The organism is Aminobacter sp. MDW-2, assembly GCF_014250155.1.
Taxonomy (GTDB): domain Bacteria; phylum Pseudomonadota; class Alphaproteobacteria; order Rhizobiales; family Rhizobiaceae; genus Aminobacter; species Aminobacter ciceronei.
The window spans coordinates 29,039-52,676 of sequence record NZ_CP060197.1; the positions used below are offsets into that span (position 1 = coordinate 29,039).

At 64.2% G+C, this 23,638-nt stretch carries 22 protein-coding genes; 4 read left to right on the plus strand and 18 right to left on the minus strand.

Annotation, left to right across the window (positions count from 1 at the left end; translation table 11 throughout):
- The 3 genes from H5P29_RS00140 to H5P29_RS00150 all read right to left on the minus strand — a co-directional run bounded on the left by H5P29_RS00140 (position 1) and on the right by H5P29_RS00150 (position 2,807).
- The gene (locus H5P29_RS00140) at positions 1–489 is read right to left on the minus strand and encodes a tripartite tricarboxylate transporter TctB family protein (RefSeq protein ID WP_067954448.1); all 489 of its coding nucleotides are present in this window, start codon (positions 487–489) and stop codon (positions 1–3) included.
- Positions 486–1,430, minus strand: a complete 945-nt coding sequence (locus tag H5P29_RS00145; protein WP_154385947.1) for a tripartite tricarboxylate transporter substrate binding protein — start codon at positions 1,428–1,430, stop codon at positions 486–488. Before H5P29_RS00145 ends, H5P29_RS00140 begins: the two co-directional genes overlap by 4 nt.
- A 312-nt stretch (positions 1,431–1,742) precedes the next feature.
- Positions 1,743–2,807 (minus strand): ABC transporter substrate-binding protein, encoded by a 1,065-nt coding sequence (locus tag H5P29_RS00150; RefSeq protein WP_154385948.1) that lies wholly within the window; start codon positions 2,805–2,807, stop codon positions 1,743–1,745.
- Positions 2,808–2,926: 119 nt separating this feature from the next.
- Here H5P29_RS00150 and H5P29_RS00155 point away from each other — a divergent pair, with 119 nt between their 5' ends.
- Positions 2,927–3,601 (plus strand): response regulator transcription factor, encoded by a 675-nt coding sequence (locus tag H5P29_RS00155; protein WP_154385949.1) that lies wholly within the window; start codon positions 2,927–2,929, stop codon positions 3,599–3,601.
- Positions 3,601–4,992, plus strand: a complete 1,392-nt coding sequence (locus H5P29_RS00160) for a sensor histidine kinase (protein ID WP_154385950.1) — start codon at positions 3,601–3,603, stop codon at positions 4,990–4,992. Before H5P29_RS00155 ends, H5P29_RS00160 begins: the two co-directional genes overlap by 1 nt.
- A gap of 266 nt (positions 4,993–5,258) precedes the next feature.
- On the opposite strand, the gene H5P29_RS00165 is transcribed toward H5P29_RS00160, so the two are convergent.
- The 8 genes from H5P29_RS00165 to miaB form a co-directional block, all read right to left on the minus strand.
- Entirely contained in the window at positions 5,259–5,960 is a 702-nt protein-coding gene (locus H5P29_RS00165; RefSeq protein WP_154385951.1) for a tRNA (guanosine(46)-N(7))-methyltransferase TrmB, read from the minus strand.
- A 19-nt stretch (positions 5,961–5,979) separates the two neighbouring features.
- Positions 5,980–7,263, minus strand: a complete 1,284-nt coding sequence (gene metK, locus H5P29_RS00170; protein ID WP_067954457.1) for a methionine adenosyltransferase — start codon at positions 7,261–7,263, stop codon at positions 5,980–5,982.
- A gap of 233 nt (positions 7,264–7,496) precedes the next feature.
- Positions 7,497–7,916 carry a helix-turn-helix domain-containing protein gene (locus H5P29_RS00175; protein ID WP_067954459.1) on the minus strand — a complete coding sequence of 140 codons (420 nt, stop codon included), beginning with the start codon at positions 7,914–7,916 and terminating at the stop codon, positions 7,497–7,499.
- Between the two features lie 140 nt (positions 7,917–8,056).
- Positions 8,057–9,649 carry an apolipoprotein N-acyltransferase gene (gene lnt / locus H5P29_RS00180; protein ID WP_154385952.1) on the minus strand — a complete coding sequence of 531 codons (1,593 nt, stop codon included), beginning with the start codon at positions 9,647–9,649 and terminating at the stop codon, positions 8,057–8,059.
- 87 nt (positions 9,650–9,736) lie between these two features.
- Positions 9,737–10,807 (minus strand): hemolysin family protein, encoded by a 1,071-nt coding sequence (locus H5P29_RS00185; RefSeq protein WP_154385953.1) that lies wholly within the window; start codon positions 10,805–10,807, stop codon positions 9,737–9,739.
- A 26-nt stretch (positions 10,808–10,833) separates the two neighbouring features.
- Positions 10,834–11,346 (minus strand): rRNA maturation RNase YbeY, encoded by a 513-nt coding sequence (ybeY, locus tag H5P29_RS00190; RefSeq protein ID WP_154385954.1) that lies wholly within the window; start codon positions 11,344–11,346, stop codon positions 10,834–10,836.
- A gap of 18 nt (positions 11,347–11,364) precedes the next feature.
- Entirely contained in the window at positions 11,365–12,357 is a 993-nt protein-coding gene (locus tag H5P29_RS00195) for a PhoH family protein (RefSeq protein WP_371746544.1), read from the minus strand.
- A gap of 74 nt (positions 12,358–12,431) precedes the next feature.
- Entirely contained in the window at positions 12,432–13,832 is a 1,401-nt protein-coding gene (miaB, locus tag H5P29_RS00200) for a tRNA (N6-isopentenyl adenosine(37)-C2)-methylthiotransferase MiaB (protein WP_154385955.1), read from the minus strand.
- A gap of 252 nt (positions 13,833–14,084) precedes the next feature.
- Between miaB and H5P29_RS00205 the strand changes: the two genes are divergently transcribed.
- Positions 14,085–14,795 (plus strand): outer membrane protein, encoded by a 711-nt coding sequence (locus H5P29_RS00205; protein ID WP_154385956.1) that lies wholly within the window; start codon positions 14,085–14,087, stop codon positions 14,793–14,795.
- Positions 14,796–14,903: 108 nt separating this feature from the next.
- Here the strand turns inward: H5P29_RS00205 and H5P29_RS00210 are convergent, their stop codons facing one another.
- The 7 genes from H5P29_RS00210 to H5P29_RS00240 form a co-directional block, all read right to left on the minus strand.
- Complete coding sequence (locus H5P29_RS00210) at positions 14,904–15,704, minus strand: 1-acyl-sn-glycerol-3-phosphate acyltransferase (protein WP_154385957.1); 801 nt, start codon at positions 15,702–15,704, stop codon at positions 14,904–14,906.
- A 32-nt stretch (positions 15,705–15,736) separates the two neighbouring features.
- The gene (locus H5P29_RS00215; protein ID WP_154385958.1) at positions 15,737–16,225 is read right to left on the minus strand and encodes an N-acetyltransferase; all 489 of its coding nucleotides are present in this window, start codon (positions 16,223–16,225) and stop codon (positions 15,737–15,739) included.
- Positions 16,222–16,905: a tRNA (adenosine(37)-N6)-threonylcarbamoyltransferase complex dimerization subunit type 1 TsaB gene (gene tsaB / locus H5P29_RS00220; protein WP_154385959.1), complete on the minus strand. Its 684-nt coding sequence runs from the start codon at positions 16,903–16,905 to the stop codon at positions 16,222–16,224. Before tsaB ends, H5P29_RS00215 begins: the two co-directional genes overlap by 4 nt.
- Positions 16,906–17,186: 281 nt before the next feature.
- Positions 17,187–19,358: a malate synthase G gene (locus tag H5P29_RS00225; RefSeq protein ID WP_185910218.1), complete on the minus strand. Its 2,172-nt coding sequence runs from the start codon at positions 19,356–19,358 to the stop codon at positions 17,187–17,189.
- Positions 19,359–19,505: 147 nt separating this feature from the next.
- Positions 19,506–21,524, minus strand: coding sequence for a hydantoinase/oxoprolinase N-terminal domain-containing protein (locus H5P29_RS00230; RefSeq protein WP_154384717.1), 2,019 nt, complete (start codon positions 21,522–21,524; stop codon positions 19,506–19,508).
- Between the two features lie 174 nt (positions 21,525–21,698).
- Entirely contained in the window at positions 21,699–22,337 is a 639-nt protein-coding gene (locus tag H5P29_RS00235; RefSeq protein ID WP_154384716.1) for a CDGSH iron-sulfur domain-containing protein, read from the minus strand.
- 405 nt (positions 22,338–22,742) lie between these two features.
- Positions 22,743–22,922, minus strand: coding sequence for a sugar transporter (locus H5P29_RS00240; protein ID WP_154384715.1), 180 nt, complete (start codon positions 22,920–22,922; stop codon positions 22,743–22,745).
- Between the two features lie 161 nt (positions 22,923–23,083).
- Between H5P29_RS00240 and H5P29_RS00245 the strand changes: the two genes are divergently transcribed.
- Positions 23,084–23,548 carry a hypothetical protein gene (locus tag H5P29_RS00245; protein ID WP_067954485.1) on the plus strand — a complete coding sequence of 155 codons (465 nt, stop codon included), beginning with the start codon at positions 23,084–23,086 and terminating at the stop codon, positions 23,546–23,548.
- The last annotated feature ends 90 nt before the right edge of the window (positions 23,549–23,638 follow it).

Below are 23,638 nucleotides of genomic sequence, written 5' to 3' on the forward strand. Positions count from 1 at the left end.
TCAGAACAACAGATGTTCGAGCGGGCCGGCGGGCAGCGAGAGCTGCAGTCCCTTGGCGAAAATGATCCAGACGACGAATGCAAGCACGATGCCGATCGGGATCGTCTTCCACAGCGCTCCGCGGCCAAAAGCTCTTGCCGTTGCGGCAAAGAGCAATCCGGTGGCGATCGAGAAGCCAGCTGTCTTGAGCAGCAGCATCTGGGCGGCAAGACCGCCGACGATCCAAAGGATCGGGCTGATCTCCTGCTTTTCGCGCTCGGGGAAGTCGCCACGCCAGGCTTCGAAGAACGTCCAAATTGACAGGCCGAAAAAGGCCACAGCAATTACATAGGGAAACGTTGTCGGGCCGACGCGGGCATAGTTGGCGCCGGCGCCATGGCTGGCTGTGCTCCAGGCAATGATCAGAGACACCACCATCAGCAGGGCGGCGATGACAAGCGCCGCCCGATCGGGGCGGCGCCTTTCTTGTTGCTGGTTGTCCAGGCTCATTTCACCAGGCCGATGTCTTTCAGGATGGCGGACGTCGCCTCGGTGTCCTTCTTCAGCTGGGCTGCGAAGTCGTCGCCGGCGAGATAGGTATTGGCCCAACCCTTGTCGGCGAGGATCTTGGTCCACGAGGCCGAGGTCACCATCTTTTCGACGTCGGCGAGGACGGCCGCCTTCTGCTCGGCCGAGATGCCGGGAGCAGCAGCGACCATGCGCCAATTCTGGATCGAGACGTCAACGCCGCCTTCCTTGAAGGTCGGGGCATCGATGCCTTCGACCTTGGCATCCGACGAGATGCCGATGATGCGCAGCGTGCCGGCCTTGATCTGCTCGGCAAATTCGCCGTAGCCGGATATGCCGACCGTCACCTGGCCGCCGAGGATGGCAGCGAGAGCCTCGCCACCGCCGGAATAGGCGATGTAGTTGACCTTGGTCGGGTCGACGCCGGCAGCCTTGGCGATCAGGCCGGCCGTGATGTGGTCGGTGCCGCCGGCCGAGCCGCCGCCCCAGGAAACCGAACCCGGATCAGCCTTCAGCTTGGCGACGAGGCCAGCCATGTCCTTGATGTCGGAAGCGGCCGGAACCACGAGCGCTTCATATTCGCCGGTCAGGCGTGCGATCGGGGTGACCTGGTCGAGCGTGACGGGCGAGGCGTTGGTCAGGATGGCGCCGACCATGACGTAGCCGCCGACGATCAGCTGTGCCGGGTCGCCATTGGCCTGGTTGACGAACTGGGCGAGACCGATGGTGCCGCCGGCGCCCGGAACGTTGTTGACCTGGACCGAGCTGGAGATCTTCTCGTCCTGGAGCGCGGTCTGCATCGAGCGCGCGGTCTGGTCCCAGCCGCCGCCAGGCGCTGCCGGAGCCATGATCTTGTAGTCGGCCGCGGCGGCCGGCAGGGCAAGCGCGCCCGCGATGATGGATGCCAATACGAACTGCTTCATTGCTGTTCCTCCCTTGCCCGCATGCGCGGGACAGAATGCTTTTTTCAGTTTCGGAGCCCGCGCCTGAGGCAACGTCCCGGAACCTGGGGAGAAAGGAACTGGCCGGCTTAGGGGCCTGCCATCACAGCAGCGTTTCCCGGCCCCCCTGCGCGGCGGTGAGAACCGCCGTCGGGTAGCCTTAGCGGAAACGTGTTCGAAGTCCTCCCGAACTTTCCGAGCCTCGCCGCCTCCAACGGATGGGCCAAAACTTCCCTATCGCAGCAACCTGACATCAGACTGACACCGATGCAACAGCTTGGGTACATCCTGTCGTCAGGGACTGCGCAGCGCCTCGTTCCAGCGCTCGATGACGCGGGAACGCTTGACCTGATCGAGATAGACCATCAGGCCTGGACTGACCGGCACCGGGCGCAATTGCCCGCCCAGAACCTCCTGCATCCGGTTGGCGGTGTTCTCGCCGGACACCTCGGGATTGACGGCCGCGATATGCAGCTGCCGCGCCATGACCGTCTGGCCTTCGGCCGACATGAAATATTCGAGATAGCGGCGGCCAAGGTCGGGCGACTTGGCGGCCGCCGGCACCAGGCCGATGCGCGACATCACCACCGTGTAGTCCTTGGGCAGGACGATGCCGACATCCGGGTTGCGCGCCGCCCAGTCGGCGGCATAGGAGCCGAGGATGTTGTAGCCGAGCACGAAGCGGCCGTCGGCGATTCGCTCAAGGATGGCCCCGCTCGTCGAATAGAGCTTGACGCCCCCCGCCCCCATGGCCCGGATCACCGACCAGATGTCGGGATACTGTTCCTGATCACGAGCCATGAACATGAAGCCGACGCCGGAGCGCTCGATGTCGTAGGTGGCGATGCGGCCATAGACCCTGTCGCCCTGAGACTTGAGATAGTCGACGAACTGGCCACGCGTCGCCGGCGGGTCGACGTCCTTGAAGCTCGGTTTGTGGTAGACGAACACCGCCGGCTCGTAGGTCAAGGCATAGGCGGTGTCGCGCCAATTGGCCCAGCTCGGCCAACGATCGGACAAAGGCAGCCGGCTTTCCTGGGCGTAGCCGTCATTGGCGAGCTTGACCTGCAGGTCCATCGCCGAGGAAAAGGCGATGTCGGCAGTGCCCTTGCCGGCGTCGGTCTCGGCCAGGACACGGTCGTAAATGTCGACCGTTTGCAGTTCCTCGTAACGAACGGCGACGCCGGGATTGGCCTTCTGGAAGCCGGCGATCATCGGATTGTTCAGCGGCGCATCAAGCGAGGAATAGACGACGAGCGTGCGGGCGTCCGACGCACCGTTGAGAGCTGGAAAAACGGTGACTTCCGCTTGCACGGGCGCAGAAAGGCAGACAAGGGCGGTGAGAATGGCTAGGCGCATGATCGCCGGACCATGCCTCAGCGCGCCGGACGACACAACGGGCGGATGCGTCGAACGGCCTCTGGACCTTTGCCCGGCGAATGGGCATCGTTCGGATGGGGCGGGCAAGGAGAACAGGGTTGCGCATTCTGGTGGTCGAGGACAACGCGACGCTGGCCGGGGGGCTGGCGGCGGTGCTCAAGGGCAGCGGCTATGCCGTCGACGTGGTCGGCGACGGCGCGTCCGCTGTCGCGGTGCTCGCCACCGAACGTTTCGATCTCGTCATCCTCGACCTCAATTTGCCAGAGATGGACGGGATCGACGTGCTGCGCACCATGCGCGGGCGCCAGCACGACGCCGCCGTGCTGATCCTGTCGGCCAGGCATTCGCTCGACGAGCGGGTCAAGGGCCTCGACCTCGGCGCCGACGATTACATGGTCAAGCCCTTCGACGTCGGCGAGCTGGAGGCGCGTGTCCGCACGCTGCTGCGCCGCCGCGCCGGGTTGAAGGCCGCCACAGTCAGCTTCGGCGAGGTCCAGCTCGACCTCAACACACGCAGCTTCTCCTCGAACGGGGCGGCCATCGACATCCCGGCGCGGGAACTGGCACTGCTCGAAACTTTGTTCATGCGCGCCGGCAAGGTCGTCGCCAAGCAGGCGATCATCGAATCGCTGGCCGGTTTCGACGAGGACCTCAGCGCCAACGCCATCGAGCAATATGTCAGCCGCCTGCGCAAGCGGCTGGCGCCCTATGGCCTGACAGTCAGGACCGCGCGCGGCATCGGCTATTATCTCGAAAAGATCCAAAACCCCTGATGGCGCGGACGCGGCCCTATTCGCTCCGCCGGCGGCTGTTGCTGTGGCTCCTTGTGCCGCTGGTCGCCCTCGGCCTGATTGCGCTGGCCGACACCTACAACGAAGCCGTGGAAACGGCCAACGCCGTCTCCGACCGCGTGCTCGCCGGCTCGGCGCTGGCAATCGCCGAGCGCGTGGTGGTGGCCGAGGACGGGGCGCTGGAGGTCGACATCCCCTATGTCGCGCTCGAAATGCTGACCTCGGCGGCACAGGACCGCGTCTTCTACCGCGTCGACGGCCCCGACGGCTTCATCACCGGCTACCAGACGCTGCCCGTCATCGACGGGCTGGAGCTCGAAGAGAGCGGGTATGAAGATGCCAGCTTCCGCGGTGAGCCGATTCGGCTCACTTCACTGTCCCGCGCCGCCTCGACGGGTGCGACCTCGATCCCGTTCGTCGTCACCATTGCCGAAACGACGATCGCCCGCACCCAGCTTGCGCAGACAATCCTGCTGCGCTCGGCGCTGAGACTCGCCATCCTGATAGGCAGTGCGGCGGCGATCGTCTGGTTCGCCGTCACCTTCTCGCTCAGGCCGCTCTACCGGCTGCGCGACGCCATTGCCGAGCGCAATCCCGACGACCTGCACCCGATCGAGCAGTCGGTGCCGAAGGAGGTGCGTGGACTGGTCGACACGGTCAATTCCTTCATGGGCCGGCTCGGCTCGGCGCTCGGTGCGATGCGGCATTTCACCGGCAATGCCAGCCACCAGCTGCGCACGCCGCTGACCATCATCCGCACCCAGCTGGCGCTCGCCTCGCGCGCCCATTCGCTGGAAGAGGCGCGGCAGGCGGCCCGGATGGGCGACGAGGCGGTGGCCCATGCCGAGCGCGTCATCGCCCAGCTGCTGTTGCTCGCCAAGGTCGACGAAGCGGCATCCGACCGGCTGAAGAACCTTGGCGCGGTCAACCTGACCAAGCTTGCCCAGCAGCTCACCGCCGACCGCGTCACCCAGGCGCATGCCGCCGGCATCGACCTTGGTTTCGAGGGCGAAGAGCCGCTGTTCGTGCGCGGCGAGCCGATGCTGCTCGGCGAAATGATCCGCAACCTGATCGAGAACGTGCTTGCCTATGCCGGCAGCGACGCCGAGGCGACGGTCAAGGTGCTCGACGGCGGCACCGAGGTGGTGCTGGAGGTCGAAGACACCGGTCCGGGGATCGCGCCCGCCGATCTTGAAGGCGTGCGACAGCGCTTCGTCCGCGGGCGAGCCGGCGACAAGCCCGGCGCCGGTCTCGGCCTGCCGATCGTCGAGGAAATCGCCTCGCTGTTCGGCGGCCGGCTGGAGTTGTTGGCCGGGGCCGATGGCCGTGGGCTCAGGGTCAGCGTGGCGTTGGGGAAGGCCGCCGACGCCTAGCAGCCCGAGCAGGAGCGCTCGTCATCCCGAAAACCGGAGCGAAGCGCAGGTTGTCCGGGAGCATTGATGAGCACGACCGGGATCTGGCTTGCGGTTGCATCCATGAAGGCCAACGAAGCATGGACTTGGCCGCCCATCACGATGATCCAGTCAATGGGTCCCGGCTCTCGCTCCGCTCGGCCGGAATGACGTCGCCGCGCTTCATCCAACACCCCTCATCCGTCCATTGGGGGCATCTTCTCCCACAAGGAGAGGACGGATCGCGCCTACGTCCTGACGAAGGTCAGATAGGCCGGAGTGCGGTTCTCGCGGATGGCCTTGGCTTCGTAGCGGGTGCGGGTCCAGCCTTCGTAGGGGGTGTGCCAGTCCTTGGCATCAGCGGCCTGCCAGTCGAAGGCAGGGTGGGCGCGGCAGTGCTGCAGGGTCCAGTTGACATAGGTGTCGATGTCCGAGGCGAAGCGGAACTTCGCGCCGCTTTTCAGCACGCGGGCGAAGCGGTCGAGATTGACCGGGCTGACGAAACGGCGCTTCCAGTGCTTTTTCTTGCGCCACGGGTCGGGATACAGCAGGTCGATGCCGTCGACCGAGGCCTCCGGCAGCCAGTCGAGCAATTGGGTGGCGTCCTCGTCGTAGAGCCGGATGTTGGCGAGCGGCTTTTCATGCAGCGCCGCAGCCATCTTGGCCATGCCGTTGACGAAGGGCTCAATGCCGATGAAGCCGTCATCGGCATTGTTCGCAGCGATATGGCGAAGATGTTCGCCGCCGCCGAAACCGATCTCGAGCCTGACCTTTGAAACCTCGGCTTCGAACATGGTGCGAAGATCGGCAGGAGCGGCCACGCCCAGGTCGATGCCGAGGCGTGCCAATCCTTGCTCAAGCGCCTCCGCCTGATAGGGGCGGATGGGCTTGCCGCGCCGACGCCCGAAGAAGGCTTCCGTCGAGCGGCTGCGGCGCGGTTCCTGTTCCATTGGTGGTCCTACGGTCGCCTCAGGCGGCGACCGCTTCCTTGCCGGCAACGGCGTCCTTGAGTGCCTTCACCAGATCGGTCTTCTCCCAGGAGAAGGAACCGTCGCGACCGGCCTTGCGGCCGAAATGGCCGTAGGACGAAGTCTTGGCATAGATCGGCTTGTTGAGGTCGAGGTGACGGCGGATGCCCGACGGCGACAGGTCCATGACCTGGCGCAGCGCATCTTCCAGCACCGCCTCGTCGACCTTGCCGGTGCCGTGCAGGTCGACATAGACCGACAGCGGCTGGGCAACGCCGATGGCGTAGGACAGCTGGATGGTGCAACGGTCGGCAAGCTTGGCCGCAACGACGTTCTTGGCGAGGTAGCGCGCGGCATAGGCTGCGGAGCGGTCGACCTTGGTGGTGTCCTTGCCGGAGAACGCACCGCCGCCATGCGGGGCAGCGCCGCCGTAAGTGTCGACGATGATCTTGCGGCCGGTGAGGCCGGCGTCGCCGTCAGGACCGCCGATGACGAACTTGCCGGTCGGGTTGATGTACCAGTTGCAGTCGTTGGCGATCTCGAGGTCGCCAAGGGCTTCGCGGATGTAGGGTTCGACGACCTTGCGGACCTTGCCCGAATCCCAGCTGCCGTCGAGGTGCTGGGTCGAAAGCACGATCTGAGTGACTTCATGGGCCTTGCCGTCCTGGTAGCGCACGGTGACCTGGCTCTTGGCATCCGGACCGAGCTTGCCGACATCGCCCTGGCCCTCGTGGCGGGCCGAAGCCAGCAGTTCGAGAATCTTGTGGCTGTAATAGATCGGCGCCGGCATCAGGTCGGGCGTTTCGCGGCAGGCATAACCGAACATGATGCCCTGGTCGCCGGCACCCTCTTCGCCCTGGCGGTCGGCGGCGCTGTCGACGCCCTGGCCGATGTCGGGCGACTGGCCGTGCAGCAGCACGTCGATGCGGGCGGTCTTCCAGTGGAAGCCGGCCTGCTCGTAGCCGATGGCGCGGATGGCCTTGCGGGCCACCGACTTGAACTTGGACGGATTGACGACCGGATGACCGGCGGCGTCCTTCACGACCTGGCCGTTCTTGTCTTTCTTCAGCAGCGTGTCCGGCACGCGAACTTCGCCGGCGATCACGACGCGGTTGGTGGTTGCCAGGGTTTCACAGGCAACGCGGACCTTCCACGGATCCATGCCGGTCTTTTTGGCTTCACGATAGACGAGATCGACGATCTCATCGGAAATGCGGTCGCACACCTTGTCGGGGTGACCTTCGGATACGGACTCGGAGGTGAAAAGATAATTCTGCCGCTGCACGGGATGTCCCCTCTAGAAAGCGATCGGCGCGATGCCGATCATTTGGCGCGACACGTGTTAGCGAAGCCTGCCAGACCTCGTCAAGCAGGCTTCATCGCGGAAGCGCTGTTAATGCAAGGGAGTTGCGACGGCGCATCGCCGTCGCACTCGCGCATCGGCCCGAAGATCAGAAGCGATTTTCGGGCAGTCGGGGCGCGGCTCGCGCATCCGGCGGGACGCGCAACGCTGCGCTGCTACTGGTCTTCGTCGTCGGCCAGGACCTTAGCCAACTCGATAACCTTGCGCCGAACCTTGGGGTTGGAAATCCGGGCAAAAGCGCGGTTGAGCTGGAGGCCTTCGGCGCTCGAGAGAAAATCGACCACAAAAGACGTGGACGAATCTTCCGACAGCCCCTTGTGCTCGCCGCCCTCGGCGCCGGGGGCGTCCTCGAAGAAGAAAGCAACCGGAACGCTCAGGATGGAAGCGATGGCCTGAAGGCGACTCGCTCCGACACGATTTGTTCCTTTTTCATATTTCTGGATTTGCTGAAAAGTAATGCCGAGGCTCTCTCCAAGTTTCTCCTGGCTCATTCCAAGCATATTGCGTCGCAGGCGAATGCGTCCGCCGACGTAGACGTCGGTCGGATTTGGCTTTTTCTTGTTCTCTTTTTCCACTGTCTTTCCTCGCCGGATTTTTCCAGCTTATTATTTGGGCAGGCACCCCATTCAGGGCAGTTTATTGCGTCCGGGTGCAGACGTTGATTGGCACAGCTTCTGGCTGCGCGGCGACATATGAGTTTCTAACAAGCGCAGTGTCAATTCGCCCTGAGCCTCTGTCTGAGCTTCAAGCCACTTGCCGCTACGGCAATCAACAACATGATCAGGAAAGCGTTAACGCGCGAAAACGGCGGCGAGGCAGCGCCAATAGCGGCCACCGGAAGCGAGACATCGATGGTGCCGCGAACATTCATCGCAAGTGCATCCACAACTCGCCCGCTCGGGTCGACAATGCCGGAAATTCCTGTGTTGGCCGCGCGCAGGACCGGCAACCCGTTTTCGACCGCGCGGACCTGCGACTGCCGGAAATGCTGGTAGGGGCCCGGAGTGTCGCCAAACCATGCGTCGTTGGTCACGTTTACAATAATCCCAGTTGACGCTGCGTCAACTGCAACCATGCGGGGAAAGATAATTTCATAACAAATGAAGGCTGATGCCTTGATGCCGCTGGGCAGCTCGAGCGGTCGCCGGTCGGTGCCGGCGGAGAAGTTCATCGGCCCGGCGACGAGCTGCGTCAGCCCGATCCGCTCCATCAGTCCGGCGAAAGGGATGTACTCGCCGAAGGGTACGAGATGGACCTTGTCGATGGCATCGACGATCTCGCCCTTGTCGTTGATGGAGACGACGGAATTGTAATAGCGGGTGTCGGCGCCGGCTACCGATTCGCCTTCGGCGCGCACTGTGCCGGCCATCAAGGTTTGGCCGTCGCCCAGCATGTCGCCGATCGCCACCAGCGCATCCGGCCGTTCGGTGAACAGGAACGGCACCGAGGTTTCGGGCCAGATGATCAGGTCCGGCTTTTTCGCTCCCGGCTGGGGCGCCTCGGCCGAGAGCTGCAGCATGCTGGCAAAGATGCGGTCGCGGACGCGGCCATCCCATTTTTCGCTGAGGTCGATGTTGGGCTGAACGACGCGGACATTGAGCGTCCGCCCGGCAGGCTGTGCCGGCCTGGACAGCTTGAAATAGCCATATCCGGCATGGGCCGCGACCAGCACTGCGGCAAGGGCTGTGCCGAGCTTGAGGTTACGCCGGTCGGCGAGCAGCGCCGGCATGGCAAAGACGAAGACCGCCAGCACGTTCATGCCGGTGACGCCTGCAATCGTCACGCTCTGCATGAACAGAGGCACGGGCATGGCCGCGAAGCCGAGCGGATTCCACGGAAAACCGGTAAACAGGAAGGTTCGCAGCCACTCGATCAGGCCGAAGGCGAAGGCAAGCGCTGCAATGCGGCCAATGCCGTCGCTCCACAACAGCCGCGCCAGCGCGGCAGCGAAGCCGTAGAAAAAAGCCAGGATCAGAGGGATGCCGACGACGGCGAAAGGCAGCGCCCAGGCAAAACTCTCGGCTTCGACCAGCAATGCGCCGCCGACCCACCACAGGCCGGCGAGGAAATAGCCGAAGCCGAACCACCAGCCGGTGGAAAAGGCCGGCATGAGGCGGCGGATGAAACCCGCCGGCCTGTCGGCGACGGCGCCGTCGAGCAGCCAGACCAGGATCGGGAACGAGACGAAGCAGGCGGCGAAGAAATCGTAAGGCGCTTGACCGAGGACGGCAAAGGCGCCGGCCACAAAGGCGACAAGCGCCCTTTTCCATCCCCACAGCAGAATTATCCGCCCAGCATGACGCTCCATCCGTGCCCTCGTCGCAGAATCACGGATCGAAGGTGTAGCAGCACCGCAGGGCGGCACCAAATGGCGGACCGCCCGGCGGGAACAGGCTCACGCCTGTTCAGCCTTGGCGCGACGGCGGCGCTCGCTCTTGACGCTGTGGACGATGCGGACGCGCTTGACGCGGCGCGGATCGGCGTCGAGCACATGGAACTCGAAGCCTGGGATCGCCTGCACCACTTCACCGCGCGCCGGCACGCGGCCGAGGGCGTTGAAGATCATGCCGCCAATGGTGTCGACATATTCGCTGTGTTCGCCGGGCGAGAACTCCTCGCCGAGAACCTTGGCGACTTCCTCGATCTCGGCCTTGCCGTCGACGACATAAACGCCATCGCCGGCTTGGGTGATCATCGGCTCGTCGTCGTCATGCTCGTCCTCGATGTCGCCGACGACCATCTCGACGATGTCCTCGAGCGAGACGAGACCATCGGTGCCGCCATACTCGTCGATGACCAGCGCCATCTGGGTGCGCGTCGCCTGCATGCGGCTCATCAGGTCGGAGGCCAGCATCGACGGCGGCACGAACAGCACCGTGCGGATCAGGTTGAGGTCGCCGATCGTGCGCTTAAGGTCGACCTGGGCGAGATCCAGTTGCATGTCGGCGGCTTGCGTCTTGCGCGCCCTGCCCTTCTTGACACGCGCGCCACGGGTGATGTGAGCCAGCACGTCGCGAATGTGGACCATGCCGCGCGGATCGTCGAGCGTCTCGACATAGACAGGCATGCGCGAATGGCCCGACTGCTCGAACACCGAAAGCAATTCGCCGAGGGTCGTCGACAGCTCGATCGCCTCGACGTCGGCTCGCGGCACCATGACATCCTCGACCCTGACTTCGCGGAGCCGGAGGATGTTGTTGAGCATGGCACGTTCGCCGGGCGAAAACGAATCGACGTCGCTGCCGGTTTCGGCCAGCGCATCGACAATTTCCTCACGGATATTGGTGCCGTTGCTGCGGTGGCGGAAAAACCGGCTCAACCGCTCGATGAATGTTGGCCGCTCGGCCTGGGGGTCGTGCGTCGCTTGTAACGGCGCACTGCTACTAGGTCCGTCCTCGGTCTGGTCGGAGGCCCTTGCCGCGGTTCCCGTGTCGGGCGTGGCGGCAGTCTCTTGCTTGTCGTTCATCGTCGTCCGGTCGTTGTTCGTCCCTGTTACGCGTAGGGATCGGGAATGGCAAGCCTCGCCAGCGCCTGGCGTTCAAGCGCCTCCATTTCCTCGGCCTCCTCGTCGGTCTCGTGATCATACCCCAAAAGGTGCAGGAGTCCGTGGATTATGAGGTGGGTTATGTGGTTTTCGAGCGGCTTGCCTTCAAGCTCGGCCTCGCGCTTCACCGTCTCGTAGGCAAGTACGATGTCGCCGAGCATCGGCGGCAAAGCGTCGCCCGGAGCCATCGGGAAGGCCGGAAAGGACAGCACGTTCGTCGGCTTGTCCTTTTCACGCCATTCCGCGTTGAGGCTTTGGATGGCGTCGTCGTCGGTGAAAACCAGGCTGAGCTCGACGCCGTCGACGATTTTGACCTCTGCCTCGGCCAAGGCAGCAGGCACCGCCCGGTCGACGATTGCGCGCAGCGTATCTTCGTTCGGCCAACCGCCTTCCTCGATCATCAAGTCAATGTCGAGAGCGCCCGCCGCAACGGCGGACGCCGGTGTTTTCTTGTCAGGCATGACCAAAACTTTTCCCGATCAACCCTCGGTGCCAAGGCCGCGCGCGACCTTGCCGTCGCGGTCATAGGCTCTGACGATCTCGGCGACCAGCGGATGGCGAACGACGTCGGCGTCGTTGAAGCGCACGGTCACAGCACCCGGCACACCGTCGAGGATGCGCAGCGCCTCGACCAAGCCCGACTTGGTGTTGGGCGGCAAGTCGATCTGCGTCGGGTCGCCCGTGATGATCATGCGCGAGCCCTCGCCGAGACGGGTCAGGAACATCTTCATCTGCATCGAGGTGGTGTTCTGCGCCTCGTCGAGGATGACGGCCGAATGGGCCAGCGTGCGGCCACGCATGAAGGCCAGCGGCGCGATCTCGATCACTTCCGCGGCAATGGCGCGCTCGACCTTGTCGGCCGGCATCATGTCGTAGAGCGCGTCATAGAGTGGGCGCAGATAGGGATCGACCTTTTCCTTCATGTCGCCGGGCAGGAAGCCAAGGCGTTCGCCCGCTTCGACCGCCGGACGCGACAGGATGATGCGCTCGACCATGCCGCGCTCGAGCAGCATGGCGGCATGTGCCACCGCCAGATAGGTCTTGCCGGTACCGGCAGGGCCAATGCCAAAGACGAGCTCGGCGCGCTCCAGCGCCCGCATATAGGCGTCCTGGTTGAGCGAGCGGGCATAGATGGTGCGCTTGCGGGTCGAAATCTGGGCGGCGGCCATCTTGCCCTTGCGCTCCAGCGTCGGCAGCGTCAGCTGGTCGTCGGGAGCAACCGCCATGCGCACGGCGCCGTCTACGTCGGATTGCGCCACTTCGCCGCCTTTCTGCAGGATGGCATAGAGATGATCGAGCGCCCGTCGCGCCTGCTCGGCAGCAGTCGCGCTGCCCTTGATGGTCAGCTGGTTGCCGCGCGAGCGGATGTCGACGCCGAGTTTCTGTTCGAGACGGGCCAGGTTCTCGTCGAACTGGCCATAAAGCGCACTGGCTAGCTTGTTGTTGTCGAAGGTCAGTACGATGTGCGCCATGTCAGACGCCCCGGAGGGCAGGTTCTTGAGTTCAGCAGCGCTCAACCGTCTCTCCTCATCTGCCGTACGGCCGATCAGACCGCCTCGGCGAACAGGCTGTTGGTGCCTGTCTTCGTGATTCGCACATCAACAATGTCACCGATTTCGCCGGCCTTTTCATCAACAATAACCGGCTGCAGCCATGGCGACCGTCCGACGATCTGCCCAGGCTGGCGACCCGGCTTTTCGATCAGCGTCGAAATCGTCTGTCCGACCAGCCCGTCGGCGAAGGCGTGTTGCTGCTCGGTGATCAGCTTTTGCAGCCGCTGCAGGCGCTCGTCCTTGACCTTTTCCTCGACATGGCCGTCCATGTCGGCGCCCGGCGTGCCGGGACGCGGCGAATATTTGAACGTGTAGGCCGAGGCGTAATTGGTCTGGCGCACGATCTCCATTGTAGCCTCGAAATCGGCATCCGTCTCGCCGGGAAAACCGACGATGAAATCGCCCGACATGGCGATGTCGGGACGGGCAGCGCGGATTCGATCGATCAGCTTGAGATAATCAACCGCAGTATGCCTGCGGTTCATCGCCTTGAGTATGCGGTCCGAGCCAGACTGAACCGGCAGATGCAGATAGGGCATCAGGGCGCGCAGGTCGCGATGGGCTGAAATCAGCTCGTCGTCCATGTCGCGCGGGTGGCTGGTGGTGTAGCGCAGCCGGGCAATGCCGGGGATTTCCGCGAGCCGGTAAAGCAGGCGGCCAAGCCCCCACTCCTTGCCGTCGGCGCCCTCGCCATGCCAGGCGTTGACGTTTTGCCCAAGCAAGGTGACCTCGCGCACGCCGGCCTCGGCCAGCCTTTCGGCCTCGGTGACGATCTGGGCGACCGAGCGCGACACCTCAGAGCCCCTGGTATAGGGCACCACGCAGAAGGTGCAGAACTTGTCACAGCCTTCCTGGACGGTCAGGAAGGCGGTGACGCCACGGCGGGCGACCTCGGCCTTGCGCGGCTGCGGCAGGTGCTCGAATTTGTCCTCGAGCGCATATTCGGTCTCGACCACCTTCTGGCCGCCGCGTGCCTTCTTCACCACCTCGGGCAGGCGGTGATAGGTCTGCGGCCCGACGACGAGATCGACCGCCGAAGCACGGCGGATGATCTCGCGACCCTCGGCCTGGGCGACGCAGCCGGTGACGCCAACGATCATCTCGCGCCCGGCCTCGGCCCGCTCGGCTTTGAGCTGGCGCAGGCGGCCAAGCTCCGAATAGACCTTCTCGGCGGCCTTTTCCCTGATGTGGCAAGTGTTGAGCAACACCAGGTCGGCGTCGTCGATGGTCTCGGTCGCGGCGTAGCCATCGGCAGCGAGCGCATCGCTCATGCGCTGCGAGTCGTAGACATTCATCTGGCAGCCATAGGTCTTGATGAAGACCTTCCTGGCAGCGCCCGTTGCGGCGGCGGCAGTGCCGGCCGGATTGATTTCAGCGATATCGTCGATTTCCATGCGGCGCCTCTTAGCGCTTTTCCCAGGCAAAAAACAGACGGTTTGGGTCGCCAGCCCTAGATGGAGGACGTGGCAGCGCGACCTCCCGCGAGGCAAGACCGCTGAGGCTCACATGCAGCAACTGCCGACGGAACTTGATGTGGCAGGAAAGCAACAATCATCGCCCCTTTGCAACCTGTGAGAAAGCAAACGCTTTCTCTCAACCACGCAGGTATGTACATCTAGGTCAGCTTGAGTTGTGGGGGCTTTTCGATGAGACAGATTCTTGCGGCAACTGTGGCGATGCTGGCAATCGTAACCGCAGCTGGTGCTGCCGACAGCGTGGCACCCGAAGCAGGCTCCGCTACGTACAACTGGTCAGGGTTCTATGCCGGCGTGTTGCTCGGTTATGGAACTGGAGACTCTTCCGCGATCAGCGATAACGGCTTCGATGGGTCCGCGCCCGAAGATAGAGCCGACCTCAGCCCCAAGGGTTTTGCCGTGGGAGCCGTAGCCGGCTACAACTGGCAAAGAGATCAGTTGGTCTTTGGTGTGGAAAGCGAGGTTGGCTATCTCGGTGCCAAGGATGACTTCTGGTTTCCAGATGGCGATGACTACTTTGCCCGCAGCGAGTATGGACTGTACGGCAGTCTGGCAGGCCGTCTTGGTTTCGCCATTGACCGGACCCTTATCACTGCCCGGGCCGGTGTAATCGTTGCCGACATCGACTATGGCTATGGCGACATAGACGGCGGCGTGAACGGCGAGCCTGATCCTGACTCCTCGATCTTCGGAGACGGTGCCCGTGCAGGATTCACGATCGGCGCGAGCATCGAGCATGCATTCGCGGGAGATTGGGTCGGGCGCCTGGACTATGCTTACTCGGACTTTGGCTCCCACATCGAAACCGATGGTTTCGATGAAACTTATGACGTGTCCGACAACCTTCACATGATCCGGATAGGCCTCATCAAGAGGTTCTGATCGACAGCAAACAATCAGACCCCCGGCTCCGGTCGGGGTTTTTGTCTGTTTGCGTTGGCCCAGCCTGCACCTTTCGAAGGGCCACGAGGCCTGTTGACCGGCGGATGCTCAGCGCACCGGCAGCGGCTGACCGAGCGACTGTTGCATCATGTCGCGGACGCGCTCTTCCATCAGCCGCGTCGCTTCCTTGCGGCTCGACCTGGCGGAAAAGTCGATCGGCTCGCCGAAGCGGATCTCGACGTCGAGCCCGCCTTCGGCGAGCAGCTGACCGACATGCGGCACCAGATCCATGTCGCCGATCCAGCTGGCAAGCGGGCGATGCTGGCGTCCAAGCGGAATGCCATGGATGCGGGTATAGGCGATCGACACCGGCTGGATGACGACATGTTCGGCGGCCCCTTCGGCGATTGCCATCGAGGCTGCGCCGAACAGCGTGCTCTTGAACGGCAGCAGCATGTTGCCGTCGCCGGTGCTGCCTTCGGCAAACAGCACCATGGCGTTGCCGGCGGCAAGGCGCCGGGCAATTTCGCTGGCTTGGTCGCCCGACTTGCGCTTGCGTTCGCGCTCGATGAAGACGGTGCGCTGCAGCCGCGACAGGAAGCCGAAGATCGGCCAGCCGTTCAGTTCCGATTTGGCGATGAAGGTGACGTCGAATCGCGACCCCATCGCCATGATGTCGGTCCAGGAGATGTGGTTGGAGGCGATCATCAGCGGTCGGGTCTTCACCATCTCACCGACGACATGCACGCGCATGCCCAGCGCCTTGAGCATGGCGCGGTGCCAGATCTTTAGGATCACGGTTTCCGGCCACAGGCCGGTCTTCATCGAGATCACCTGCAGCGGCACCAGCACCAGCGAGGCCGCTACCATCCAGAAGAGCGCGAGCCCTGTGCGGATTTTTCCGATCATGTAGCCCTCAAAGCCCCCGAACGGGCCTCTGGCTAGCGAAGATCGAGCCGCATGACAAGCGCGCCCGTCGCCCCTTGCGCCGACTGATAGTAGTTCGGACGCTTGCCGACCTCGTGGAAACCGAACTTGCGATAGAGACCGATCGCTGGCGCGTTGGTCTCGTCGACCTCAAGGAACAGCGCTTCGGCGCGCTGGGCGTGCAGTTCGCGCAGCACGGCATCCATCAGCCGCCAGCCGAGGCCATGGCGGCGGTGCGACCGCGAAACCGCAATCGTCAGGATTTCCGCCTCGCCCGCCGCAAGCCTGGCGAGCACGAAACCGGCGGGGGCCTCGGCGCCATGACCGATCTCGCGGACGGCAAAGCCGAACACCGTGTCCTGTTCGAGAAGTGCCGAAAACTCTTCGCCCGACCAGGGCCTGACGAAATCCTCGCGATGCAAGGGAGCGATGGCGGCGCTGTCGCCAATGGTCAGGAGTTCGAGGGCGTAGTCGCGCTTCAGCGGCCAGAACGGCAGTTTCATTTCTGTTCCCTAGGCAGCACGAAGCCAGCCTGCGGCTTGGCATCCGGTGCTCTCAGATAAATCGGCTTCGGCCGCTCGCCATCGCCAGCCTTGCCGGCGGCGATACGGGCATAGGTACCGATGTCGGCGGTGGCCGACACGGGCCCTAATGTGATGTCCATGCCGGCGGCAGCGCCGGCGATCAGCTTCGCCGCGGTGCCGGCCAGCGCCATCGTTTCCGCTGCGGCGATGGTTTCGGCCTCATCGAGCGTGAGGACCGCCGGTTCATGAACCGCTTGTCCGTTTTCATCATAGACGGCGGCATGCAGTTCCGCACGCCCGGCATCAAGGGCAGCAAGCACCTTGCATGGCCCCAGCGCCGCGCGCGTTTCGGCCGCCAATGCCTCCAGCGTCGTCACGCCGACTGCCGGGATTTTCAACGCCAGCGAGAAGCCACGCGCCGCCGATACAGCAACCCGCACGCCGGTAAACGAGCCGGGGCCGATGGAAACGCCAATGCGCCCGAGGTCGGAATATGTCTTGCCGGCCTGCGCCAACGCCTCGTCGATGACGGCCATCAGATGCTCGGCATGGCCCTTGCCGAGGTCGCGCACGGAGCGACCAAGCTCGCGGCCGGCGCCGACATCGTAGACGCTGGCGGCACAGAGGCTGGCGGCACAGTCGATGGCGAGCAGGATCATGATGCCCAGTACCTTGCGGGTATGGCGAGCTCTTTCGCGCCCCCCTCTGGCCTGCCGGCCATCTCCCCCACGATGGGGGAGATCAGCAAGTGCTGCCTACCGCGCGCTCTGCAAGGTCTTAAGAAGTTTCCTTTGCGTCGCAGTTGATTAGCTGAGGCGGGCATGAAGGCCTGATCTCCCCCCTTGTGGGGGAGATGCCCGGCAGGGCAGAGGGGAGCGTGAAGAAACGCTGTCATACGAGATAGGCTACCACGGACTGCTTAGCATTCCGTTGGCAATGATCAGCCCCGTTCCTTCGCCTTGAGTTCGAGCCTGCGCTTGTGGAGGACCGGTTCGGTATAGCCGTTGGGCTGGGCGCGGCCTTCGAAGACGAGGTCGCAGGCAGCGCGGAAGGCGGTCGACTGGTCGAACTCCGGCGCCATCGGCTTGTAGAGCGGATCGCCGACATTCTGCCGGTCGACGATCGCCGCCATGCGCTGCAGCGAATCCATCACCTGGATGTGCGAGCAGACGTCGTGGCGCAGCCAGTTGGCGATGTGCTGGGACGAGATGCGCAAGGTGGCGCGGTCTTCCATCAGCCCGACGTCGTTGATGTCGGGAACCTTGGAACAGCCGACGCCCTGGTCGATCCAGCGCACGACATAACCCAGGATGCCCTGCGCATTGTTGTCGAGCTCACGCTGGATCTCGTCGGGCGTCCAGTTGGGACGGACGACCACAGGCACCGACAGGATGTCGTCGAGCCGCGCCTTGGGCCGGCTCTTCAGCTGATCCTGCACCTGGTGCACGTCGACCTTGTGGTAGTGGGTGGCATGAAGCGTCGCCGCCGTCGGCGACGGCACCCAAGCGGTGTTGGCGCCGGCCTTGGGGTGAGCGATCTTCTGCTCCAGCATCGCTGCCATCAGGTCGGGCATCGCCCACATGCCCTTGCCGATCTGGGCATGGCCCGACAGGCCACATTCGAGCCCGGTGTCGACGTTCCACGCCTCATAGGCATTGATCCATGGCGCCTGCTTCATGTCGCCCTTGCGCACCATGGGGCCGGCTTCCATCGAGCTGTGGATTTCGTCGCCGGTGCGGTCGAGGAAGCCGGTGTTGATGAACACCACGCGTTCCTTGGCGGCACGGATGCATTCCCTGAGGTTGATCGTGGTGCGCCGCTCCTCGTCCATGATGCCCATCTTGATGGTCTTTCTGGGCATGCCGACGAGGCGCTCGACGCGGTCGAAGATCTCGACGGCAAAGGCCACTTCCTCGGGGCCATGCATCTTCGGCTTGACCACATACATCGAGCCGGCGCGGGAGTTCATGCGACGGCCCTTGGCACCGACGTCGTGCAGGGCGATCAAAGCGGTGATTGCCGCATCCATGATGCCTTCGGGCACCTCGTGGCCGTCACGGTCATGGATCGCGGGATTGGTCATCAGGTGGCCGACATTGCGCACCAGCATCAGCGAGCGGCCGGGCAGCGAGACGGTCTTGCCATCAGCACCGGTGTAGGCACGGTCGGCATTGAGCTTGCGGGTGACAAGCTTGCCGCCCTTGTCGAAGCTTTCCGCGAGATCGCCTTTCATCAGGCCGAGCCAGTTGCGGTAGACGGCGACCTTGTCTTCGGCGTCGACTGCTGCGACCGAATCCTCGCAGTCCTGGATGGTGGTGAGTGCGGACTCCAGGATCATGTCCGAAATGCCGGCCGGATCTGTCTTGCCGATCGCACTGTCTCTGTCGACCACCACCTCGACATGCAGGCCGTTCTTGACCAGCAGCACCGCATCGGGATTGCCGGCAGCACCACGATAGCCGGCGAATTGTTTGCCGTCGCCCAGTGCAACCGAACCAGACGCATTGGCCAGCACGAGCTTGCCGTCGACAATCGACAGCCCGGTCACGTCGCTCCAGCTGCCCTGAGCCAGCGGTGCTGACTGATCCAGGAACGCCTTGGCCCAGGCGATGACCTTTTGGCCACGCTTGGGATTGTAGCCCTTGGTCTTCTCGGCACCGTCAGCATCGGAAATCGCATCGGTGCCGTAGAGCGCGTCATAGAGCGAACCCCAGCGCGCATTGGCGGCGTTCAGCGCATAACGCGCATTCATGACGGGCACGACCAGCTGCGGCCCGGCGACGGTGGCGATCTCGGGATCGACATTCTCGGTGGTGACAGCAAAGGCTGGACCCTCGGGGACCAAATAGCCGATCTCGCTCAGGAACGCCTTGTAGGCCGCCATGTCGTGCGGGGCGCCATGCTTGCGGTACCAGGCGTCGAGCTTGAGCTGGAAGTCGTCGCGCTTTTCCAACAGCGCCCGGTTCTTCGGCGCCAGATCATGCACGATCGCGGCGAAACCTTCCCAGAAGGCCTCCGCATCGACACCCGTCCCTGGCAGAGCCTCCGCGACCACGAAGTCGTGGAGCTCGCGCGCAACAGAAAGGCCATGAAGGGAGACAGTATCGGTCATGAGATGCGCTCCAGAATTCCGGCGCCGCAGGGGCGTTCTAAATAAAGTTTTCGGGCGTTTGGCATGCAAAACGCGCACGGTCAATTCGTCGAATGTTGCAAGGCAGCAATGATTTACGGCCATTGCCGCTGCAAATCGATTTAGCCGTCAAACCGCGATCCGGGGCCGGCCGCTGGCGGTGGCAAGCACATGCGCCTCGATGAACATGCGCTGGCTTTCGACCGTCGAGACTTTGAGATCGACAGTCACTTCGACCTCTGCCGCATCGGTGCCGGCATCGCGAGCCCTCGCGCCAACTATGGCGCGCGCTTCGGCTTCCGCCAGCGCCATCGCCGCCTCCTCGTCGGTGAAATCGCGCAACAATTCGCCGACGGCGACGCGGAACAGACCTTCCTTGGGCTGGCTGACGCGGGCCTCGGCCGTCACGCGGACCTGGCCGACAACCGCCCCCAGCGCGTTGGCGACGTCGGTATCCCTAGGCACCACGCATTCGTTACCGACCAGCGGCGGCAGGCCGGCATAATGCAGCGGGGCCGAGGCGCCGAGACCGATGACCGGACGGTCGAGCGCGACCGTGAAGCGAGCGATGCCAGGATGGGCGTCGACGGCGCGCTGTACCAGGGCGTGTGCCACGGTTGCAGCACCGTCGAGCCCATCCTCGGCGAAGGCGGTTTCGAGGATCACCTCCGCCGACAGGCGGGTCAACGTCGCCAGCACGCGTTCGGCAATCGCCTCCGGGCTCGCCGCGACCGGCTGGCCGCGACCGTCGCGCTTGCGGGCGAACAGCTCGGCGCCGAGCCTGGCCGCCGCCTCGTCCCAATTGGCCTGGCGGCCAAGCACATGAGCGGCGTCCGAAGGCGTGAAGCCACAGACATGGACAAGCCCGCGCGACACCAGCCGATTGAGCGTGGCATTCTGGGCGTTGGAGGTGAGCAGGCGGTCGATCGGCTGCGGCACGCCGGTAATCTGGTCGTAGAGCTTTGCCTCCGGCGCGGTCAACCCTGCCGCCAGTTGCTCGGGCACGCCGGTGCGCACAGCAAAACGGCCATCCATGCGGCCGGGATTGGGGGCGCGCAGCTGGCGTTCCAGCTCCACCGAGACCGCCTCGCCATGGACCATGCCGGCAAGCGCCAGCGGCACCAGGCGGCGCGGGCCGAGCGACATCTTCGGCTTCAGCCCGCCTTCCTCCAGCGACACCTCGGAATCGCCACCGAGGCCGAAGGTGCGCATGGCGACAGCCTCGACCATGGTGCGGAAGCCGCCGACGGTGGCGCCCTCGGGGTCGAGGCGCGGGCGGCCATGGTCGAGCACGGCGACATCGGTGGTGGTACCGCCGATGTCGGAGACGACAGCATTGTCGAGCCCGGTCATGTGACGGGCGCCGACGAGGCTGGCAGCGGGACCGGACAGGATTGTCTCGATCGGCCGCTGGCGGGCGAATTGGGCAGACACTAGCGCGCCATCACCGCGCACCACCATCAAGGGCGCATTGATCTTGCGCTTGTCGAGGAACCCTTCGGTCGCGGCGACGAGGCGGTCGATCATCGAGATCAGGCGGGCATTGAGCAGCGTGGTCAGGGCCCGGCGCGGGCCGCCGAGCTTGGCCGACAACTCGTGGCTGGTGGTGACTGGCATGCCCGTCGCCTCGCGGATAAGGTCGCGGGCGGCGGTCTCATGAGCCGGGTTGCGGGTGGCGAAATAGGCGCAGACGGCGAAGCCCGAGACGGATTTCGCCAATTCTGGCAAGGCCGCTTCGAGGGCTCCGAGATCAAGCGTGCGGGCGTTGCCGTGGACGTCATGGCCGCCCTCGCACAGCACCAGCGGATCGGTGCCGAGCGCGGTCTTCAGCCCGTCGCGGGCGAGGTCAGCCTCGGAGAAGCCGATCATGACCAGCGCCACGCGCCCGCCCTGGCCCTCGACCAAAGCGTTGGTGGCAAGCGTCGTCGACATCGACACCAGCTTGATGGCGGCGGGGTTGACGCCAGCCTTGTCCAGCACCGCGTCGACCGCGCCCGAAATGCCAACCGCCAGGTCGTGGCGGGTGGTCAGCGACTTGGCCTTGGCCAGCACCCTGCCCTGCGGGTCAAGCGCCTCGGACCACAATACGGCGTCGGTGTAAGTGCCGCCGGTGTCGATACCGAGATAGAGAGGATGGCTGGCGTGCATGCGCTGGGCTTCCGGCGTTCGTGAGTTCCGTTCCGCTTAGCCGATATCGCCTGCAAAGCAAAATTGGCCAGCCTGATGAAACGACCGGCTCAGCTCAGCACGTCATGCAATGAAGCCTGCCCTCCGCTGTGGCTACGGGCGCTTAGCCGTTTGCCAAGCCAAATCGTTGGCTTGTCATCGACCTTCCGTCGACCACGACACGCGCTTGTGGGTGTTGTCGCACCAGGGCTTGTTGGCCGACTGGCCGCAGCGGCAAAGCCAGACTTTTGTCGCGCGGTCGATCGTGTGGCCGGTGCCGGTGACGATCTCGACATTGCCCTCGAGCTTGAGGTTGCCGTTGGGCTGCGGCGTGACGACCAGCGGCCCATCCCGGGCAGCGAGCGGCTGGGACTGCTTCAACACCGGCTCACCGGTGGCGACAAAGCCGGTCTTGGTGTGGCTGCCGTCGCAGAACGGCTTGTTCTCAGAGGCACCGCAGCGGCACAAGGTGGCGCGATGGAAGGTCTCGCCGTTGAAGACGATTTCGGCATGCACGGCCAGCGGCCCGTTCTCGCGGATGCGAACCGTGTTGACCACCGGCGGCGCCTCAGCCGGCCCGCCATCCCGGCGGCGATAGGTGAGGGCGCCCGAAGGACAGCTTTCGGCGATCGCCACGATCTGCTCGACAGACGCCGCGTCCGGGTGAATCCATTCGCCCGGCGCATTGGGCTCGAAGACATGAGGATTGGCGAGAACGCAATTGCGCGAGTGGATGCAGCGACGACCGGAAAAGCCGACATCGATCTTCTCGCCCTCGACCATGCCCTTGGCCATGTTTTTCGCGGCCTCCGTGGATATGGGCCGAGCTTATCGCTACCGCGTTCGCTGGCAAGGGCTGCTTGCGCTAGACGCAGATTCTGAGGGCTTGCGTTCCTTCGCACCCCCCTCTGGCCTGCCGGCCATCTCCCCCGCAAGGAGGGAGATCACGCTGTCATCGTCGCCGCGCCCAATCGCCGAGACAGTAAGCTGAATCCCCGCAATCTTGCAGGACTTGCGCCGCCGGCGACGCGACTAATCTCCCTCCTTGTGGGGGGGTGCGATGAGGTCCGCGCAGCGGACGAAAAGCCAATTGCTTGGCTTTTCGAGCATCGAACGCCGGCAGGCCAGAAGGGGGGGGTGCGAAGGAACGATACCAAGCAGAAAAAAGCGAAGCAGCCTGCGGAGCAAGTTCATCCCCGCTCAACCCTGCGAAATCTGTTCGTCCTGCTCGACCGTCAGCGGCTTGACACCTGCCGGCAGCGGCTCGACGACGGGCTGCACGGCAACAGGTGGGGCGGCGACGGGCGCTGGCGGCACCGGCGCACGGGAGGCGCAGGCGGAGAGGGTGGCCAGGGCAAGAAGGGCGGTGAGCAATTTCATGGGGCGGGCGTTACGCGGAAGCTGTGGCGGGATCGCGGCGGCAGATGAGCCCGAGGTGCCGGCAAGGTCAAGCCATCGCTTGCCGGCCTTCGCGGGCAGTTGCTGACAGAAGCCTGTCAGCAGGGGTCTGCTATTCCTGGGCAAACCAATGGGAGGATGGCATGAGCGGCTTTGACGATTTCGATTTCCTGATCGGCGACTGGACGGTGACCAACGAACGCCTGCGCGCGCGGCTGGTGGGTTCCACCGAATGGGAGACGTTCACCGCGTTCTCGCACATCGAAAAGGTGATGCAGGCACCCGACGGCACGTTCGGCGGCAATCTCGACCAGATGACGGTGCCAGAGCGCGGCTTCACCGGCATGACGCTCAGGCTCTACAACCCGGAGACGGGGCTGTGGTCGATCTACTGGAGCGACACAAAGAGTTATCGGCTGTTCCCGCCGACGATCGGGAGGTTCGAGGACGGGCGTGGCATCTTCTATGGCGACGATGTCGAGGGCGGTGTGCCGGTGCGCGTGCGGTTCCTCTGGACTGGCGGGGAGGAACCGCGCTGGGAACAGGCGATGTCCAGGGATAGTGGCGAAACGTGGGAGGTGAACTGGGTGATGCGGTTTGGGAGGTAGCGATAGAGCCCACTCATCTTGCGTATCCGTGATGGCTGACACGACATTTAAGAGCTGGTTTGCGCTGCCCCTCATCCGGCCCTGCGGGCC